Source organism: Ralstonia sp. GX3-BWBA (assembly GCF_003290055.1).
Taxonomy (GTDB): Bacteria; Pseudomonadota; Gammaproteobacteria; order Burkholderiales; family Burkholderiaceae; genus Ralstonia; species Ralstonia holmesii.
Genome location: NZ_QMKS01000020.1, coordinates 150,490 through 168,637, shown reverse-complemented (window position 1 = coordinate 168,637; position 18,148 = coordinate 150,490). Strand labels below are relative to the sequence as shown.

General features: G+C 64.8%; 13 protein-coding genes. 3 read left to right on the top strand and 10 right to left on the bottom strand.

Features of this window, described 5'->3' with window-relative positions; genetic code table 11:
* Position 1 precedes the first annotated feature (1 nt).
* From DOD19_RS19585 to DOD19_RS19575, 3 genes are read right to left on the bottom strand one after another with little or no spacing between them, the layout of a single operon-like run.
* A complete protein-coding gene (locus tag DOD19_RS19585) occupies positions 2-673 on the bottom strand; it encodes an OmpA family protein (RefSeq protein WP_112187447.1) in 672 nt (223 codons plus the stop codon).
* Positions 670-2,976: a DUF802 domain-containing protein gene (locus tag DOD19_RS19580; RefSeq protein WP_112187445.1), complete on the bottom strand. Its 2,307-nt coding sequence runs from the start codon at positions 2,974-2,976 to the stop codon at positions 670-672. The genes DOD19_RS19585 and DOD19_RS19580 overlap by 4 nt, the downstream gene beginning before the upstream one ends.
* Before the next feature lie 18 nt (positions 2,977-2,994).
* A complete protein-coding gene (locus DOD19_RS19575; protein ID WP_112187443.1) occupies positions 2,995-3,729 on the bottom strand; it encodes a DUF3348 domain-containing protein in 735 nt (244 codons plus the stop codon).
* Positions 3,730-4,043: 314 nt separating this feature from the next.
* Here DOD19_RS19575 and DOD19_RS19570 point away from each other — a divergent pair, with 314 nt between their 5' ends.
* Positions 4,044-5,198, top strand: a complete 1,155-nt coding sequence (locus tag DOD19_RS19570) for a class I SAM-dependent methyltransferase (protein ID WP_112187441.1) — start codon at positions 4,044-4,046, stop codon at positions 5,196-5,198.
* A gap of 9 nt (positions 5,199-5,207) precedes the next feature.
* Here the strand turns inward: DOD19_RS19570 and DOD19_RS19565 are convergent, their stop codons facing one another.
* Positions 5,208-6,470 (bottom strand): TIGR03862 family flavoprotein, encoded by a 1,263-nt coding sequence (locus DOD19_RS19565; protein WP_112187439.1) that lies wholly within the window; start codon positions 6,468-6,470, stop codon positions 5,208-5,210.
* Positions 6,471-6,687: 217 nt separating this feature from the next.
* Here DOD19_RS19565 and DOD19_RS19560 point away from each other — a divergent pair, with 217 nt between their 5' ends.
* Positions 6,688-7,530: an SAM-dependent methyltransferase gene (locus tag DOD19_RS19560; protein WP_024977695.1), complete on the top strand. Its 843-nt coding sequence runs from the start codon at positions 6,688-6,690 to the stop codon at positions 7,528-7,530.
* Between the two features lie 97 nt (positions 7,531-7,627).
* Here the strand turns inward: DOD19_RS19560 and DOD19_RS19555 are convergent, their stop codons facing one another.
* Together DOD19_RS19555 and DOD19_RS27560 are read right to left on the bottom strand one after the other, a co-directional pair.
* Positions 7,628-9,100, bottom strand: coding sequence for a sensor domain-containing diguanylate cyclase (locus tag DOD19_RS19555; RefSeq protein WP_024977694.1), 1,473 nt, complete (start codon positions 9,098-9,100; stop codon positions 7,628-7,630).
* Positions 9,101-9,183: 83 nt separating this feature from the next.
* Positions 9,184-9,372, bottom strand: coding sequence for a hypothetical protein (locus DOD19_RS27560; protein WP_162634400.1), 189 nt, complete (start codon positions 9,370-9,372; stop codon positions 9,184-9,186).
* 294 nt (positions 9,373-9,666) lie between these two features.
* Here DOD19_RS27560 and DOD19_RS19550 point away from each other — a divergent pair, with 294 nt between their 5' ends.
* The gene (locus DOD19_RS19550) at positions 9,667-11,907 is read left to right on the top strand and encodes a M1 family metallopeptidase (protein ID WP_024977693.1); all 2,241 of its coding nucleotides are present in this window, start codon (positions 9,667-9,669) and stop codon (positions 11,905-11,907) included.
* Between the two features lie 116 nt (positions 11,908-12,023).
* Here DOD19_RS19550 and DOD19_RS19545 read toward each other — a convergent pair whose 3' ends face one another.
* Genes DOD19_RS19545 through DOD19_RS19530 form a run of 4 tightly spaced genes read right to left on the bottom strand, consistent with a single transcriptional unit; the run spans position 12,024 to position 18,053 of the window.
* On the bottom strand, positions 12,024-12,347 hold the full coding sequence (locus DOD19_RS19545) for a P-II family nitrogen regulator (protein WP_112187438.1): 324 nt from the start codon (positions 12,345-12,347) through the stop codon (positions 12,024-12,026).
* Entirely contained in the window at positions 12,344-15,493 is a 3,150-nt protein-coding gene (locus DOD19_RS19540) for an efflux RND transporter permease subunit (protein ID WP_112187436.1), read from the bottom strand. Before DOD19_RS19540 ends, DOD19_RS19545 begins: the two co-directional genes overlap by 4 nt.
* Positions 15,490-16,710: an efflux RND transporter periplasmic adaptor subunit gene (locus DOD19_RS19535; protein ID WP_112187434.1), complete on the bottom strand. Its 1,221-nt coding sequence runs from the start codon at positions 16,708-16,710 to the stop codon at positions 15,490-15,492. Before DOD19_RS19535 ends, DOD19_RS19540 begins: the two co-directional genes overlap by 4 nt.
* Positions 16,707-18,053, bottom strand: a complete 1,347-nt coding sequence (locus tag DOD19_RS19530) for a TolC family protein (RefSeq protein ID WP_112187432.1) — start codon at positions 18,051-18,053, stop codon at positions 16,707-16,709. Before DOD19_RS19530 ends, DOD19_RS19535 begins: the two co-directional genes overlap by 4 nt.
* Between the last annotated feature and the right edge of the window lie 95 nt (positions 18,054-18,148).

The following is an 18,148-nucleotide window of genomic DNA, read 5'->3' as shown; positions in this document are numbered from 1 at the left end:
ATCAGTGCGGCTCACGGCGTCCACCGTTGGAAGCGGCCTGCCTTGGAACCGGCGCGATCTCCACACGCCGGTTCTTCGCACGGCCAACGTCGTCCGCATTGGAACTCACGGGCTGCTGCGAACCAAACGCTGCCGCAAACACGCTGGAGGCGGGAATGCCTTCGTCAATCAGGGCGCGCGTCACGGTCAAGGCGCGCTTGGCGGACAGCTCCCAGTTATCTGCGAACAAGCGGTTGCCGGCACGTACCTGCTGATCGTCGGAGAACCCGCTCACCATCAGGATCTCTTCACGCGATGTGAGATACGCGGCCAGCGGCCCCGCCAGGCTCTTCATCAGCGCACGGCCCTCGGGTTGCAACTGATCGGAGTTGATCGCGAACAGCACATTGCCATTGATGCCGATACGCCCGTTGACGAGCGTCACGCGCCCGGCCGCCAGCGGGCCAGCAAGCGCCTGCTCCAGCGTCTTGCGGCGCTGCGCCTCGGCCTCGCGCTGCTTGACCTCGCTCTCCAGCTTGGACGACAGCTCCAGCTGCACGCCGATCACGCCCACCAGAATCAGCACAAACGCGCCCAGTAACACCGACATCAGGTCACCAAACGCGGCCCAAACCGGTGCGGTGGCCTCAATGCCACCTGCGCCATCTACGCTGCCGTCAATCTCGTCACTCATGCCGCTTCGGTCCCGGCCAGCGCGCGCTGGTCACCCAGCCGTTGCAGGTCTTCCAGAATCTGCTTTTGGGACAGCATGCTCAGGTCGATCACCTCACGCGCCTGCGCCACGTAGTAGGCAAGCTGTTCGTCGCTGCGCGTGAGCGACTTGTCGAGCGCGGCTTCGATGCGCTGGAGCTGGGCTGCAAGCTTGTCGTTCGACTCGCCAAACAGCTGCACGGCCACACCAAACGCTTCGCCCAGGCTGGCCACCTCGACGGCGCTGCCGGTCACCTGCGCGGCCACCGCGCCGAGCTTGCCGGTCTCGGCTTCCACCCGATCGGTGAACCGCACGCCCACGCGCTCCAGCAGATCTGCGGACGTTGCCACCAGCGCATCCACCGCTGTGCGTTGCTCGGTCGATGCATGGTTGACGGCGTCGAGCAGCGTTTCGAGCGTGCCAAGCAGGCGCGCACGCTCGTCCAGCATCGCGGTATCGCGCACCATGCTGTCGGACAGCTTCTGGCGCAGCTCGGCCACCACTTCGGCCGCAGCCTTGGGCGCTTCCGATGCAGCCTGTACCAGGCGAGAAATCTCGCTGATCGTGTTGTTGGCGTGCGCCTGCGTTTGCGCAGAGATGTCGCGCGCGGTTTGCGCCAGTGCATCGCAAATCTGTTGCTGACGGCTTGCCGTATCGGCGCCTGTTTTTTCCCACACCTCGCTCAGCTTGGCGCCCATCGCGCCGAGTGCATCGGTCCAGGCTGCCAAACGTTGCGCGTCGCGCGCTTCCAGGGCGGCTTGCAGCGTGGCATTCGATTGGCGCGATGCCTCCTGCTGCGAAGCGATATCGCGCGCGGTCTGCGCCAGCGCATTGCAGATGTCCTGTTGACGATTGGCCGTATCGGCGCCCGCTTTCTCCCACGCCTGACTCAGCTTCCCGCCCGTTGCGCTGAGCGCCTCGGTCCAGGCCGCCAGACGTTGCGCGTCTCGTGCTTCCAGCGCGGCCTGCAGCGCGGTGTGCGACTGGCGCGATGCGTCTTGCAGCGACACGGCGTGTTGCTCGAACGTGGCGGCAGCGGCCTCCAGCGCGCGCTGGTTCTGGACGGCCAGTTCGGTGTGGGCGTGTTCTTGCCGGGCAAGCGCATCACGCCAGGCAGCGGCCAAGCCGCCTGCCGTGGCGTCCAGTCGGTCGGTAACGCCATCGAGCAACCGCGCCGAGCGCTGCTCGAATGTTTCAGCAAACCGGTCGAGCGAGGTGCCAACCTGGCCAACCAGCGCTTCGCTGGAGCGTTGGTGCGCCGACAAGGCGTTGTTCCAGATGCCCGAAACCGTTTCGGCCGTGGCTTCAAAGCGGGTCGACAGGCCGTCGAGCTGACGCTGCACCGCGTGCGTGACCGTCTCCTGCAGCGCGGCCGATTCACGCGCGAGACCAGCCATCGTCGTTTCCACCACAGGCTGCAGCGCGGCGCTGGCAACGCGTGCGCTTTCGGCGGCACTGTCCTTCAGGGACTCGCCAACCGAGGAAGCAAGCTGGCTGTAGGCGGCTTCCGTCTTATCGAGAAATGCCTGCTGGGCGGCGATCTGCCGCTCGCTGCTGGCTGCGCCCTGCTGCTCCAGCGACGTCATCATCGCCTGCAGCCGGTCAACCAGCGCGGGCATCACATCGGATTGCCGCTGCAGAAGCTTGAACGTCTCTTCACGCTGATGCGCGTGCGAATAGATGCGCAACGTGGTCGCGATCTTTGCGTCGAGCGCCTGGACTGCCTGCAGCCGCTCGCGCCGGCACAGCGCCGAGAGCAACCCCAGCATGGCGGACGTCGCCACACCGGCAATCGAGGTACCGAACGAGAATCCCAACCCCTTGATCGGGGCAGCAAGCGATGCGCGGATCGCCTGCAAATCCGTCGCGCTCTCCAGCGCCGCGCCCGTGCCCTTGAGCGTCACCACCATGCCAAGCAGCGTGCCCAGCATGCCGAGCAGCACCAGCAGGCCCACCAGATACGGCGTCAACGCGGGCGCAGGCAGTGCAACGCGTTCGCCTTCCACGCGCAGGCGCACGGCATTGCGCAGGCTCGGGTGCAGCTGTTCCAGCCAGGCAGACAGCTTGGGCGGTGGCTCGGACAGCCCCGCCACGGCCTGCGTGACCGTGCCCGTGGCGTGGCGATAGCGGCGCAGCTCCAGGGCGCCGGCCACATAGGTGGCACCAATCACGAGCGTGACAGCCAGCGCCAGCAGATTTCCGCCAACGAGGTAACCGCCGGCAATCCACCCCAAGGCCGCCAGCCCGACAAAGAAAACGATGAGATTCAGGTGAAGTCTGGACATGAATGGTGTCTGTCCCGCTTAGCGGGGGCGAAGGGCTGCAAGCAACCCGTCGACCGGTTGAAAACGAACATCAAGCTCGGCCAGGAGCACGCTCTGCATATCCTTGCGGAACGCATCCAGCCAGGCGCGGGATGTGGATTGGGTGGCTTGGCCCTCTGCGGGCAACTCGGCCTGCCGCTGCTGCTCGGCCGTGCGCAAGCGCTCGAAGTACGGCCCCAGCATCGACGGAATGGTCCCCAGCAACGAACGTTCGCGGCCCGCGAGCGCCTGCTCCATGCTGGCGTCCAATACCGCGAGGCGCGCGAGGTCGGGCGTTCTGGCTGCCAGCAAGCGCCGCAAGCGGCCACGCAGCTCACTGATCTCCAGCTCCATCGTCTGCTGCATCAGCACGTAGCGCTGCCGAAAATCGGCATAGTCGACCACCAGCGGCGCCGAGGGGCTCTGGATCGGCGCGCGTGGGCCCGTCCTGGCATCGGGCGCGCAACTGGACGCGATGGACTTCGTCAGCGCTGCGCGGACACGGCTACCGATGGTCTCGGCGTCCGGGCCGACGGGCCGCGTGCTGGACGCAATGGCGGGCGGTGCCGCGCTCAGTGCCGACGAAAGCGTGATGGCATCCGTCCAACTGAGCCATTGGCTCAACCGGTCTGAGATGGGCTGCGCGGATGCGGAAACGTCGACGTCCGTCAGGCGAGCAAGAATGCGGATCAGCGCAGGGCCGCTGAGCGCCCTGCGTTGCTGGGCGTGCGCCATGCTACGAGTGCCGAAAAAAGGCTGGAGTTTACACTGCCTGCCCCGTCGGACAGCCGTCTTTAGGTGGCAAAAGCATCACTTCCGAAGAAGAATCAGGGCGATCAACCGGCTCGCCGGCGATATAGCGCCGCATCCTCTCCAGCGCAGAGCGGGGCATTGGGCCTTTAATGACATGGGGGCTTCGCCGAAACCGAGTCACTCCAGCGCTGCCGCGGAGGGCGTCCGGGTCGCCCCTCCGCATTTGTGCGATCAGGCCGACAGCGGTATTGTGTCGCCCACTACCGCACCCTCCCGGCTTTCCTGCCATTTCCCCCGTGACCGATCACCCCACCCTCACCTGGACCGACGACCGCCCTGAAGCCAGCAGCGACGCCGTCCATACTGTCCTCTGGCGCTCCGAAGCCGGCAATCCGCCGCCCAAGCGCGTGGTCGTTGCGGACGATCGCACCACCGCCGATGCGGCTTACCGCCTCGCCTGCGAAGGCACCGCACTGCTCTGGCAGGGCGATTTCCAGAACGCGCGCCAACTGCTGCAGGCCATGTCCCGCCGCACTGATCGCAAACCCGGCAAGGCGCGCAAGGAAGCCACCTCTGCCATCGATGCGTTCAACCTGCACCGCCAGGCGCAATCGCAGCGCGCACGCACGCTCGGCATGCTGCTGATCCCTCTGGATGCGGACTACGGCATCCCGCTGCGCCGCGCGCCTGACATGCGCGAAGCCTGCACGGAGGCCTACGGCACGAGCAGCGCCGCCTCCGTCGTCTCGCTGCGTGAGCTGCTGGGCCTGATCGGCGCGCATGAGTGGCGCAAGAAAGGTGTCGAGATTCCCGCGCTCGGAGGTGAGCGCATTCACCCGCACTACGGCGTGTTCTCGCCGGTGCGTGGCGAATACATCGATCTGGTGGCGAAGGCGCCGTTGCCTTCAAAAGCGCTGGCGTTCGACATTGGCACGGGCACGGGCGTGCTCGCGGCGGTGCTGGCCAAACGCGGCGTGAAGCGCGTCATCGGCACGGATCAGGACCCACGTGCCCTGGCCTGCGCCCGTGAGAACGTGGCGCGCCTCGGGCTGCAAACCCACGTCGACATTGTTGAAGCCGATCTGTTTCCCGAAGGGCGTGCGCCACTGATCGTGTGCAACCCACCGTGGCTGCCGGCACGGCCCAGCTCGCCCATCGAGCGCGCCGTTTACGACCCTGACAGCCGCATGCTGCGCAGCTTCCTGAATGGGCTGGCCGCACACCTGGAGCCCAACGGCGAAGGTTGGTTGATCCTGTCGGACTTTGCCGAGCACCTGGGCCTGCGCACGCGCGATGCGCTACTGGCGATGATCGACGCAGCCGGCCTTCAGGTCGTGGGCCGTGAAGACATCAAGCCGAAGCACCCGAAGGCGAGCGATGAAAACGACCCACTCTATCGCGCCCGCGTTGCCGAGGTGACGTCGTTGTGGCGCCTGAAGGCACGCCAATAGGCCAGTCATTCAGCGCGCCATCGTCGCCAGATAGTCGAGCGCGCCCTGCCCCGCGGCAGCGCCGCTCGCAAAACACGCCGTCAGCAGATAGCCGCCCGTCGGCGCTTCCCAATCGAGCATCTCGCCGGCGCAGAACACGCCCGGCAGACGCTCGATCATCAGCTTCGCATCCAACGCTTCAAACGCGACACCGCCTGCAGTGCTGATCGCCTCGTCAATGGGCCGGGTGCGTGTGAGCCGCAACGGCAGCGCCTTGATGGCTTTGGCCAACTGGGCAAGATCGGCAAATGCTTCCTTGCTCAGGCACTCACGCAGCAACCCGAGCTTCACGCCCGTGATGTTCAGCTTGCTTTGCAGATGGCTCGACATCGAACGCGCGCCGCGCGGACGCATCAGTTCATCACTCACACGTTGCGCGCTCCAGCCCGGCGCAAGGTCAAGCCAGATCGTCACGCCGCCCTCTGCGGACAGCGCATCGCGGATGGGCGCCGACAACGCATAGACGAGGCTGCCTTCAATGCCCGTCTGCGTGACGACGAACTCGCCCTGGCGGAATTGCAGCGCGCCGCCATCGCCCGACGGCAAGCCGATGGCGACCGACTTGACCGGCCGCCCCGCAAAGCGCTCCTGGAAATGCGCGCTCCAATCGGCATCGAACCCGCAGTTGGCTGGCCGCAATGGCTGCACCTGCACGCTGCGCGCCTGCAACAAAGGCACCCAGGCGCCGTCAGAGCCCAGGCGCGGCCAACTGCTGCCGCCCATGGCAAGCACCACGGCATCGGCTTGCACGAGGCGTTCAACATCGGTGGTTTCAAAGCGCAGCACCTGCGCGTGGTCCGATGGCTCTGCCCACCCCACCCAGCGATGCCGCATATGCAACTGCACGCCGGCCTCGCGCAGCCGGTGCAGCCATGCGCGCAGCAAGGGCGCAGCCTTCATCTCGGTCGGAAACACACGGCCCGAACTGCCGACAAACGTGTCGATGCCAAGCCCGTGAATCCAGGCGCGCAGGGCATCCGGGCTGAAGCGGTCAATAAGCGGCGCCAGCGCATCGCGCCGCGTGCGATAGCGGCCGAGAAACGCGTCGATCGGCTCGGAATGCGTGATGTTCATCCCGCCAATGCCCGCCAGCAGGAATTTGCGTCCGGCCGAAGGCATGGCATCGAACACCTCCACGCGCACACCGTTGCGCGACAGGACTTCAGCGGCCATCAGCCCGGCGGGGCCGGCGCCGATGACGGCAACGAGGGGGGCGTTGGGTGTTTCGGACATGCGGGGGGTGGATGGCTTATGCGGGGCAGACAAGCGGGGCGCTATTGTCACATCCTGTCTGAGCGCGGGCAAACGAGGTCGCGCATGGCGCCCATTTAGGGTGCGCTTGCCGTCGCCCACCCCGCTTTTCGGTAAACTGACGCCCTCTTTCCGCTTTTTCTCCGCGCCGCCGCACCGGTCCCATTCCGTGCGGCATGTCGCCCAGGCTGTCCTGACGATGTCCAACAAGACCCACGAAATCCGCCCCAACCAGTCGATCGAGCTGCTCAAGGAACTGCACATCCTGACGCGCGACGGCAAGATGAACCAGGACAGCCGCCGCAAGCTCAAGCAGGTCTATCACCTGTTCCAGTTCATCGAGCCGCTGATGGCCGACGTGCAGCAAGCCAAGGGGCACGTCACGCTGGTCGACCACGGCGCGGGCAAGTCTTACCTCGGCTTCATCCTGTACGACCTGTTCTGCAAAGAGCAGCCGGGCGATGGCACCTCGCACATTTACGGCATTGAAACGCGCGAAGAGCTGGTCGCCAAGTCGACCGAGCTTGCCGCGCGGCTGGGCTTCAAGGGGATGTCGTTCCTGAACCTGTCGGTGGCGGAATCGATCACGTCTGACAGGCTGCCGCCCACCATCGACATCGTGACCGCACTGCATGCGTGCAATACCGCCACGGACGATGCAATCCGCTTTGCGCTTGAAAAGCACGCGCAATACATCGTGCTCGTGCCGTGTTGCCAGGCGGAGGTGGCCGGCGTGCTGCGCAAGAACAAGGGCAAGTCGCTCGGCAACGCGCTCACGGAAATCTGGCGCCACCCGCTGCACACGCGCGAATTCGGCAGCCAGGTCACCAACGTGCTGCGCTGTCTGCAGCTTGAAGCGCACGGCTATCAGGTCAGCGTGACGGAACTCGTCGGGTGGGAACACTCGATGAAGAACGAGTTGATCATCGCGCAGTACAAAGACCTGCCGCGCCGCCGCCCGACCGAGCGGCTGAACGAGGTGATCAGCACGCTGGGGCTGGGAGAACTGCACGAACGGTTTTTTGCACCGACTGACTTCTGAAGAAAGGCAGTGTGAGCGCAGTCTGTCAGTGCATCAGCACCGGGGCCAGCTCGTTCGGGCCCCAGGATCGGTGCACAGCGCGCGCAGAGCGCCGCGGTTATGCCGGGCGTCCGCCTTCGTGCTGGATCCGCTTGTCTTCGTACATTGCGACATCGGCTTCGCGCAGCGTTTCTTCCAGACGCCCGCCTTCGTGGCAGGTGGCGCAGCCCATGGAAAAGCCGAGCACCGCGCCCGGATAGAACTGGTTGTTGAGTTCGACCAGCTTGCGCAGGCTCTCCACCAGCGCAGCACCGGCCTGGGCGTCGGCGCCGGGCAGTAGCACGGCAAACTCATCGCCGCCAATGCGCGCGGCGTGTGCGGGCTTGTCGATGGCCTTGCTGAGCACCTCGCCGGCGCGGCGCAGCAGCGCGTCGCCTGCGGCGTGGCCGAGTTGGTCATTCACGCGCTTCAAGTCGTTCAGGTCGATCATGATGACCGTGACCGGAAACGGGCCCTTGCGCTCCAGCCGGTTGATCTCGTCTACGTAGAACGAGCGGTTCTTCAGCTTGGTCAGCACGTCGTGCTTGCCGAGATATTCGAGATACGACTCAGCCTTCTTGCGCGCGGTGATGTCGGTCAGCGCCAGCAGCACCATGTCCCAATCCTTCTCGCGCCCGGGGAAGACAGAGAACTGCAGGTGGATGTTCAGCGTGTTGCCATCGAGCCCATAGTTGACCACCTCGCGCTGCTGGAAGAGCCTGCCTTCCCACAGGTCGATCAACTGCTCGCGAAAGTGCGAGCGCATGTCGTCGCGAAAGATTTCCGGCAAACGGGCAAGCAAGTCGTTGCGGTTGCGTGCCTTGAACATCTCCAGCGTGAAGCCGTTGACGTCGAGCACCTGGATCTCCTGCATGCAGCGCTCGACAAACTCGGGATGCACGTCGGTAAAGGTGCGGAAATCGGTGATGCCCTGCATGCGCACTTCGTCCAGCAGCATCTTGATGGTGCTGAAGTTCTCCACCCACAGCGACACCGGCGCGTGCTCGAACACGCCGCGCGCATAGAGCTGGCTGGCCGCGGCACGGCGGCGGGCGTCTTCGAGTTCGGTGATGTCGTCCACGGCCACCAGCACGCGGTCCCACGGCTGGTCGTGATCGGGCAGGACAACGCCCTTGAGCAGGATATCGAGGCGGCGGCCATCGAGCGTGTAGTTGACGCTGCGGCTCTCGAACGACGGCTCGCCAGACCAGAGCTGAACGAGTTCGCCCACGTGGGCTTCGAGCATGTCGTCGCGCAGTACGTCGGCCAGGCGCGCGGTGAGGGTTTCGGCATCTGGCGCGGCGTACATGGACAACGTGCGCCGGTTCACGCGCAGCACCTTGATGCAGGCGGAACACGCCGCCACGCGTGATGCGTCCTCTTCCAGAAAGCGCTGCAGATCGGTCACGCCGGCGGCACGCCATTGGGCAAAGAGGCGGTGCAGGTCGCTGTAATCCTCCAGCCACAATGACGTGGGGGTGACATCGAAGAAATCGATCAGGTTGACACCCACAGCCGCCGGGCTGCTGACGCTATCGGACGCGGATTGCATGAATCGCTCTACGGAAAACAGAAAACACTTCGCAAACCTTGCAAGCGTAACGGCTTTGTGTAACACCGCGCACAGCACCAGCCTCATCCGGAAGGATTACCCCCAGGCAGGCGATCGTCACTCAGCTGCTGCAGCGCAATACCTTGCCGAATACCGAGAAAGTTCCCCGACGGGAATTTCCAATCCCGCCCCGCATTTAGTTTTGCTTTATCTGGCGTTGTAAAAATAGCCGCTTCAATTTTTAAGATATTTTCACGAAGCGAGAAACGCATTTCATTTTTTCAACGCGCTTTGCAGATGTCACCAAGCACCCCGGGAAGTGGCCGCAGCTTTGCGTATGCGCATGCCAAAAACTGCAAATTCCCCGGCGTCTTCCCTTGCACGTGATTTAAAAAACTTCGTCTCGATTCGCAGGCCGTTTCCTCCAGAATCCGTGCATCCCGTGCGCGGGCTGTGATTTGCACCGCGCAAGAAGCGGGTAATTCCTTGTCCCGATTCTGCGGCCTGCCCCCCATTTTCTTTTGAGCCCTGGGCCGCCGATTCGTTTCCACCTCAGGAGAAATGCAATGCGGGATTCGACAACCCACCGTCGTACGGCCACGACACGCACCGGACGCGCCTACAGCGCCCGGACACGTCGTTCGTTCAAGCTGGCACTTGTGGCTCAGGCTGCGGCCGCGCTGATTCTGGCCGCGTGCGGCGGCGGCGGAGATGACGGGCTTACCCCGGCCGGCGGCAAGCTGGACGCAAACGGCTCGCAGCAGCAGGGCAATACCAATACAGGCAACACCAATGCGCAGGCGCCGGCCGTCGATGCATCGGTGCCCCCGGTGGAACTGCCGGACTACATCAAGCCCGTCAACTACAAGCTGTGGTTCCGCCCCAGCGCAGACCTGAACAGCTTCTCGGGCCGCGCCGACGTAGAGATCAAGGTCACCAAGCAGACCGGCGCCGTCACGCTGGCCGTGCGCGACCTGAAGCTCGACGCCTCGCGCCTGACGCTCACGCCCACCTCGGGCAACGGCGCATCGCGCGTGCTGGTGCCGATTCCGCAATCGCAAGGGGCCTTCTACGATCTGCGCGACCCGACCGGAGACATCAAGCCCGGCAACTACGTGCTCCATATGGAATGGACGGGCACGATCAACTTCACCAAGGCTGAAGGCATCTTCAAGCTGGGCCTGCAGGCCGCAACGGGCGAGAGCTCTGACGCCATCGTCACGCAAGGCGAATCGAACTTCGCGCGCGAGTGGTTCCCGAGCTGGGATGAGCCGGCCTTCCGCAACACCTTCGAGGTGACGGCCGAAATTCCGGGCGACTGGAAGGCCGTGGCCAACGGCAGGCAGACCGGCGCGACCAAACTACCGGATGGCTATCAGCAGGTGTCGTTTGCCAAGACGCCGTCGATGCCTGCTTACCTCCTGTTCTTCGGCGGCGGCAAGTTCGACATTCTGGAAGACCAGTTCACCAACCCGCTCGATGGCAGCAGCATGCGCCTGCGCTGGTGGGTGCCGCCTGGCGAGGCACACTCGGCGGTGGCCGGCATGCAGTTCACGAAGGAAGCGCTGAACCACTATTACAACTACTTCCAGATCCCACTGCCGTTCGACAAGATGGACACCATCGTCGCCAACGACAGCTACGACAACAAGAATGCCGGCTTTGGCGGCATGGAGAACTGGGGCGCCATCTTCGAGTTTGCCGACCAGGTGCTGGTGCCGCCCGATGGCGCACCGACAACCGTCCACTCGATGGGCAAGGCGCGCTCGTTCGTTGTGGTGTCGCATGAACTGGCGCACCAATGGTTTGGCGACCTCGTCACGCTGGACTGGTGGGACGACATCTGGTTGAACGAATCTTTCGCCAACTGGTTCGAGAACGTCACCAAGATCGCGCTGCATCCCGAGTTCCAGGGCAACACCTGGGCCGACTATGCAGCCGTCAAGCAGCGCGTCTACACGTTGGACCTGCAGCCGACCGCCGTACCGGTACAGCACAACCTGAGCGACGCCGGCTCGATGGACTTCCTCGACCGCTTTGCCTACAACAAGGGCGGCCATGTCTTGCAGATGATCGAGAATTACGTCGGCAAGGATGCCATGCGCAAGGGGCTGCAGAGCTACCTGAACAAGTACAAGTTCGGCAATGGCACGCCGCCGCGCCTGTGGGCGGAGCTGGAAGCCGCCAGCGGCAAGCCCGTCGGCAAGGTAGGCGACAGCTTTGTGCGCCAGACCGGCGTGCCGCTGGTCAGCATCGATGCGCAGTGCAACCCGGCCACCAACCAGAACGTGCTGACGATCACGCAGAAGGCGTTCCCGAACAAGAACGTCTATTCCGGCTATCAATGGAACATCCCGCTCACGATTGCCTACGGCGATGGGCTGGCGCAGACGCAAACGGTGGTGCTGGACCAGCAGACCGCACAGGTCACCCTGCCGACGTGCTCGGCCGTGCTGGCGAACCCGACGGGCCTGGACTACTACGTGACCAACTACAGCCCGACGCTGTGGAGCGCGCTGCTGGCGCAGGCCGGCACCATCACCAACAAGGCGACGACGACCAACATCGCCGGCGATGCGACGCAGCTGTACAACGCGCAGATCATCGACAAGGCGCTGTATGACCAGATCGTCGGCATCCAGAACATGCAGCCGGCTGTTGCAACGCTGCGTGCCCAGGCTGTGACGCCGACCGGATCGCTGCGTCCGCAAGCGGTGCAGTTGCAGGAAATGCAGTCGATGGACCGTCCGATCCACAAGTTCCGCTACGAAGGTCTCATGAAGCATCTGACCGACATCAAGCGGTAAGCGCCAAAGCAAACGGGCCGCTTCCCGTGTGTGTTGGGAAGCAGCCCGTTGCAACGTTGGCTCCTGATTTACGGCGGACAGGGTCCGCCGTTTTTCATGCGCGCGTTACACGATTCTCAACCAGTGCGATGCAGGAAAGTGGCCTGCATCACGTCGGTCATCCAGATGGCGCTGTCGCCGGTCTGGCCGTGCTCCAGCACCTTGACGGCACTCTCGAACAGCACGCTGGCCAGCGCATCCGACGCAACGATCTCGATGCGCACGCGCGGCACGAACTCCGTCAGGTCCTCCTTGATGGAATGCGCGCCGGCCTGGGAAGCCGCCGGTGGATAGGCGTTCACCTCACCCACCGCCATGCCCGGAAAGCCCGGGCAACTGCGCAGCGCTTCATGCATGCGTTCCAGTAGTTGCGGGCGCACTACGATGCGGATTTCCTTCATGCCTTCGACTCCTCATCAAACCATTTGTACAGCGTGGGCAGCATCACCAGCGTGAGCAGCGTGCAGGTCAGCAGACCGCCGATCACGACGATGGCCAGCGGCCGTTGCACTTCCGAGCCCGGCCCCGTGGCAAACAGGAACGGGATCAAACCCAGCATGGCCACCGTGGCCGTCATCATCACGGGGCGGAAGCGCATGCGCGAGCCCAGCCGCACGGATTCCTCCACCGACATGCCCTGCTCGCGCAAGCTGCGGATCGTGCTGACCAGCACCACGCCATTGAGCACCGCGATGCCCCATAGCGCCACGAAGCCGACCGATGCCGGCACGGACAGGTATTCACCCGTGACGAACAGCCCGATGATCCCGCCCACCGATGCAAACGGCAGCACCAGGATGATCAGCGTGGCGTAACGCACGGAGTTGAACAGCAGGAAGAGCAGGAAGAAGATGGCGGCCACCGTAATCGGCACGATCACCTTCAAGTGGCCCATGGCGCGTTCCATGTTCTGGAACTGGCCGCCCCACTCCAGGTAGTAGCCCTCGGGCAGCTTGACCTTCTGCGCCACGGCTGACTGCAGCTCGGCCACGAAGCCGCCCAGATCGCGGTCACGCACGTTCACGCCCACCACCACGCGGCGCTTGCCCAGTTCGCGGCTGATCTGCGCGGGGCCGTCGGTCACATCAATGCGGGCGATGCTTTCCAACGGCACTTGTGCCCCGTTGGGTGCGGCCACGATCAGGTTGCGGATGGCCTCCACGCTGCCGCGATACGCTTCCGGCAGGCGCACCACCGCGCTGAAGCGGCGCTCGCCTTCGAAGACCTCCGTCGCTTCCTTGCCGCCGATGGCGGTTTCGATCACGTTGTGCACGTCGGCCGCGTTCAGGCCGTGACGCGCGATGGCCTGGCGGTCGATTGCGATCTGCAGGTACTGCTGGCCGGTAATGCGCTCGACACGCATGTCCTGCGCGCCCTGGATGCCCTGCGCCACCTTGGCAATCGCCTCGGCCTTTTCGCGCAGCGTGTTCAGGTCGTCGCCAAACACCTTGATGGCCACATCGGAACGCACACCGGTCACCATCTCATCCACGCGGTCGGAGATCGGCTGCGCCATGACGATCTGCACGCCGGGCAGCACCTGCAGCGCCTTGCGCATCGCCTCGGCAATGTCGTCCTGATTCCAGCCCTTGGGCCATTCGTCGCGAGGTTTCAATGACACGATCGGTGTCGATTCATTCTGGCCCTGCGGATCTGCCGGCGATTCACCACGGCCCACACCCGAGACCGCCGACTTCACGCCCGGCACCTGCATCACCAGGCGCATGGCTTCCATCTCCATGCGGATCGACTCTTCCAGCGAGATGTTCGGCGCACGGTTGATGCCAGGCACCACCGAGCCTTCCCTCATCTCGGGAATGAACGCCGTGCCCAGGAACGGCATCAGTGCGCCGGTGGCGAGAAATACCGCCACCGCCACGATGACGGTCTTATGTCCGTTGTTCAGGCTCAGCTCCAGCAACCGCAGATACGGCTTCTTCATCTTGCGAATCAGCCACGTGTCATGCGCGTCGTGTTCGGCATGTGGGTCGTCACTGTGTTCACCTTCCACATGCTTGTGCGCTTTGGGCTTGAGCAGATACGACGACAGCACCGGCGTCAGCGTCAGCGACAGCACCAGCGAGAAGAACAGCGCAATGGCAATCGTGAAGGCCAGCGGCGCAAACATCTTGCCTTCCATGCCCTCCAGCGTCATCAGCGGCAGGAACACCAGGATGATGATGCCCACGCCAAAGATCACGGGCGTTGCCACCTCCGTCACGGCATGCAGGATGACGCGCGCGCGGCTCTCGTTCGGGTCGCGCGGCTTGGCCAGGTGCGCAAAGGCGTTCTCGACCACCACCACGGAGCCATCGACCATCAAGCCGATGGCGATGGCCAACCCGCCTAGTGACATCAAATTGGCCGAGATGCCGAGCTTGTTCATCGCCATGAACGTCAGCAACGGTGTGAGGATCAGCGTGCCCACCACGATAAGCGACGAACGGATGTCACCCAGAAACAGCAGCAGCACGATCACCACCAGCACCACGCCTTCGGCCAGCACCTTGATGACGGTCTGCAATGCCGAATCCACCAAGTCCGAGCGCTCGTAGTACGGCACGATCTTCAGGCCGTCTGGCAGCATGCCGTCGTTGTTGATCGCCTTGACGCGATCCTGGATGCGGGCGACGACTTCCTTGGCGTTGCCGCCGCGCATCATCATCACGACGCCACCAACAGATTCCGTCACGCCGTTCTTGACTACCGCCCCCGCGCGCACCGCCGTGCCAATCTTCACCTCAGCCACATCGCGGATCGTCAGCGGCGTGCCGTTGACCTCCTTGAGCACGATGGCGCCGATGTCGTTGGTGTCACGCACCAGGCCCACGCCGCGGATCAGGTATTGCTCGGCAAAGTGCGGCAACACGCCACCGCCGGAGTTGGCGTTGTTGGCGGCCAGCGCCTCGAACACCTGCTTGACCGTCACGTTGTGGTGGCGCAGGCGTTCCGGGTTGACGAGCACCTGATACTGCTTCTCATAGCCGCCCTGCGAGTTGATCTCGGCCACGCCCGGAATCGAACGCAGCAGCGGACGCACCACCCAGTCCTGCGCGATACGGCGCTGGGTGAGTTCCTCGACCGAGAGCTCCTTGTCGCCGTCATCCGGTTTGTCGAGCGTGTATTGATACACCTCGCCCAGGCCCGTAGACACGGGGCCGAGCACCGGCGTCACGCCTGCGGGCATGCGGGACTGCACCTCGATCAATCGCTCCATCACAAGCTGGCGTGCGAAGTACACGTCGGTCTCATCGGTGAAGACGAGCGTGATGAGCGACAGGCCCGGCTTGTTGAGCGAACGCATCTCCGTGAGCGCCGGCAGGCCGGTCATGGCCATCTCCACCGGCACGGTCACAAAGCGTTCAACCTCTTCGGGCGAGCGCCCCGGCGCTTCCGTGGCGATCTGCACCTGCACGTTGGTCACGTCCGGAAACGCGTCAAGCGAGAGCTTGCGTGCGGCGTCAAACCCGAAGAACAGCAGCACGGCGGCGATCACGGCCACCACGAGCCGCTGCTTGAGCGCGCCGCGAATCAATGCGTCGATCATGCGCCCTCCATCTCGGCGCGCTTGCGCTCGTTGTTCAGATGGAAGCCCCCTTCAACGACGATGGGCTGGCCGGCTTGCACGCCGGAGACGACCGGGCGCACGCCGTTCGATTCATCGCCCAGCTTGACCGGCGTGAGCTGGTAGTTCGTATTGCTGGTGCGCACGAACACGTAGTCGCGGTTGTCTTCACGCACCACGGCGGAGGTCGGCACCACCACGCGTTCTTCCGGGCGCGACTGAATGATCAGCGTGGCCAGCATCGACGGCTTGAGCGTGCGCTCTGCGTTGTCGACTTCAGTGCGCACCGTGACGGTACGCGTTTGCGGGTCAACAATGTCCGACACCCAGATCAGCTTGCCCACAATGCGCTCGCCCGCGCCGGTGTCGATCTCCACGGCCTGGCCCGCGCGCACGCCAGCGGCAGCGTTCTCAGGCACTTCGCCCACCACCCACACGCGCGACAGATCGGCCACGGTGAACAGCTCATCGGCCGGCTGCACCACCTGGCCGCGCGTCACCTTGCGCTCCACCACCGTGCCGCTGATGCTGGCCACCACGGGCGAGATGGACGACATGCCGCCCGTGCGCATCTTCGCCAGCGTGCCAGGGGACACACCCATCACGCGCAATTGGTCGACGGCTGCGCGCACTTCGGCATCGGCCATCGCCAGTTCGCTCTTGCGCTTCTGCAGCTCAGCCGAGCCGATCACGTCGGCGGCCAGCAGCAGCTTGGCGCGTTCCAACGCACGCACCTGCAAGTCGCGCTGCGCAGCGGCCTTCTGATAGCCGAGCTGCGCGGCACCGAGCTCCGTGCTGTGCAATTGCGCCAGGATGTCGCCCGCCTTGACGCTCTGGCCAGGCGTGGCAACCAGCTCCGTCACGCGGCCCGTGACGGTGGCACCGATGCGGGCAACGCGTTGTTCGTCAAATGCGATCTGCCCCGGCACCCGCAGGCGTTCCGCAATCGGCTGCTTGCCGACCGGCACCACCTTCAGGCGCTGCACCAGCGTGGGTTGCGCAACCACGAGATTCGGGTCGGTGGCCTGTGGCGCGGCCTTGGGATCGTTGCCGGCGTCTTTGCCGCAGGCGCCCAGCAACAGCATCGCCGCCAGGGCAACGCCGGCCAGCCGGATCGAAGAAGAGAAGGAAGAAGGTGCGTTCATGGTGAGGCTGGATTCGTAAGTTCGGGAGGCAACGCGGCAGATCGGGCGTGTCATTGGGCCTCCGGGCGCAGGCGGTCGAGTTCGACGGCGGCGGTGCGCAGGTCGGCGCGTGCGGCAATGAGGTCGTTACGTGCCTGGCGGAAAACGCGCTGGGCGTCGAGGTAGTCGAGAATCCCGCGCTCGCCGTGGCGGTATGCGGCTTCGGCCACGCGCAGCGCCGATTCAGCCTGCTTGATGACGCCGGATTCGAGCGCGCTGACTTGCGACTCCGCAATCTCGTATTGGCGATAGGCGGATTCCACCGCCTGGCGCACACGCAACTCGCGGTCGCGCAACATGGCGCGAGCACGTTCACGGGCGGCCACGGCTTCGCCCACCGGGCCTTCACGTCGGTCAAAGAGCGGAATCGACATCACCAGACCCACGCGGCTGTCCTGCAGGTCGGGCTGACGATCGACCGACCCGCGCAGCGCAAGCGACGGCCAACGCTGGCTGCGCTCGTGCGCCAGGCGGGCCTCGGCCTCGCGCACGGCGGCGCGGTCGGCTTCCAGCTCCGGATGCGTGGCGAGAACCGTACTGACCAGATCGGCCAGAGGCGGCAGATGCGCCACGGAGGGCGTCTCCGCTCCGGCATCGACATCGAACGTCAGCGGCAGATCGGCACCCACGGCGCGGCGCAGTTCTGCCAGCGCCTGTTGCACACGCAGTGCGGCGGCCTGTTCGTTGCGCTGCGCGTTGAGCAGCTCTGCGTCGCCACGGATGAGTTCATAGCGCGGGGCTTCGCCGGTTTCCACTCGCACAGCCACGCCACGGCGAATCTGCTCGACCAGCGTCACGTCTTCGCGCGCATTGCGTTGTTCGGCCTCGCGGCGCACCACGTCGTAGAAACGCAGCTTGAGATCGGCTTCCACATCGCGCGCCTGGGATCGGGCGGTCGCCTGCGACGCTTCGTACGCAGCATCGGCGGCTTGCTTGCGAGCGGCGCGCTGCCACGGCAAATCGAGCTTTTGCGTGATCGACACGCTATTCGTGCGGCCTTCCGCCGCACCCGGCACGCGGGCACGCTGGCGGCCGGCCATGGCTTCCACCTCGGGGTTGGGCCAAGCGCGCGCAGTGGCGATGCCCGCCTGCGCAGCCTGCACCTGGGCCTGCGAAGCGGCGAGCGCCGGGTGGTTGGCGCGGGCCAGCTCCAGCAACTGCGGCAAGGTGTAGCGCGGCTGCGGGAGCGCCTCGTCAGCCCGGGCGGTGGCGGCCTGGGCACCACGTGGCGAAGGCGCCGGGGGCGCGGCGTTGGCGTGGACGGCCATTGCAGCCAGCACAACGGAAAGAACAGCACGTCGCGACGCGCGCGCACCCGCGGCGGGGCGCGGGGTGGCCGCATCCTGATTGGACAACATCCGAAATCATCCTGAAAAAGAAGAACAGGCAAGCGCGAACGTCCAGCCGGTCAGCAGACCAGTTGGCGCAGCACTAGCAACTCAAAGGGATGGTT

Bases quoted from the DNA above. Each gene is read 5' to 3' on its own strand.
- DOD19_RS19585 (WP_112187447.1), bottom strand. From the start codon at position 673: ATGAGTGACGAGATTGACGGCAGCGTAGATGGCGCAGGTGGCATTGAG.
- DOD19_RS19580 (WP_112187445.1), bottom strand. From the start codon at position 2,976: ATGTCCAGACTTCACCTGAATCTCATCGTTTTCTTTGTCGGGCTGGCG.
- DOD19_RS19575 (WP_112187443.1), bottom strand. From the start codon at position 3,729: ATGGCGCACGCCCAGCAACGCAGGGCGCTCAGCGGCCCTGCGCTGATC.
- DOD19_RS19565 (WP_112187439.1), bottom strand. From the start codon at position 6,470: ATGTCCGAAACACCCAACGCCCCCCTCGTTGCCGTCATCGGCGCCGGC.
- DOD19_RS19560 (WP_024977695.1), top strand. From the start codon at position 6,688: ATGTCCAACAAGACCCACGAAATCCGCCCCAACCAGTCGATCGAGCTG.
- DOD19_RS19555 (WP_024977694.1), bottom strand. From the start codon at position 9,100: ATGCAATCCGCGTCCGATAGCGTCAGCAGCCCGGCGGCTGTGGGTGTC.
- DOD19_RS27560 (WP_162634400.1), bottom strand. From the start codon at position 9,372: ATGCGTTTCTCGCTTCGTGAAAATATCTTAAAAATTGAAGCGGCTATT.
- DOD19_RS19550 (WP_024977693.1), top strand. From the start codon at position 9,667: ATGCGGGATTCGACAACCCACCGTCGTACGGCCACGACACGCACCGGA.
- DOD19_RS19545 (WP_112187438.1), bottom strand. From the start codon at position 12,347: ATGAAGGAAATCCGCATCGTAGTGCGCCCGCAACTACTGGAACGCATG.
- DOD19_RS19540 (WP_112187436.1), bottom strand. From the start codon at position 15,493: ATGATCGACGCATTGATTCGCGGCGCGCTCAAGCAGCGGCTCGTGGTG.
- DOD19_RS19535 (WP_112187434.1), bottom strand. From the start codon at position 16,710: ATGACACGCCCGATCTGCCGCGTTGCCTCCCGAACTTACGAATCCAGC.
- DOD19_RS19530 (WP_112187432.1), bottom strand. From the start codon at position 18,053: ATGTTGTCCAATCAGGATGCGGCCACCCCGCGCCCCGCCGCGGGTGCG.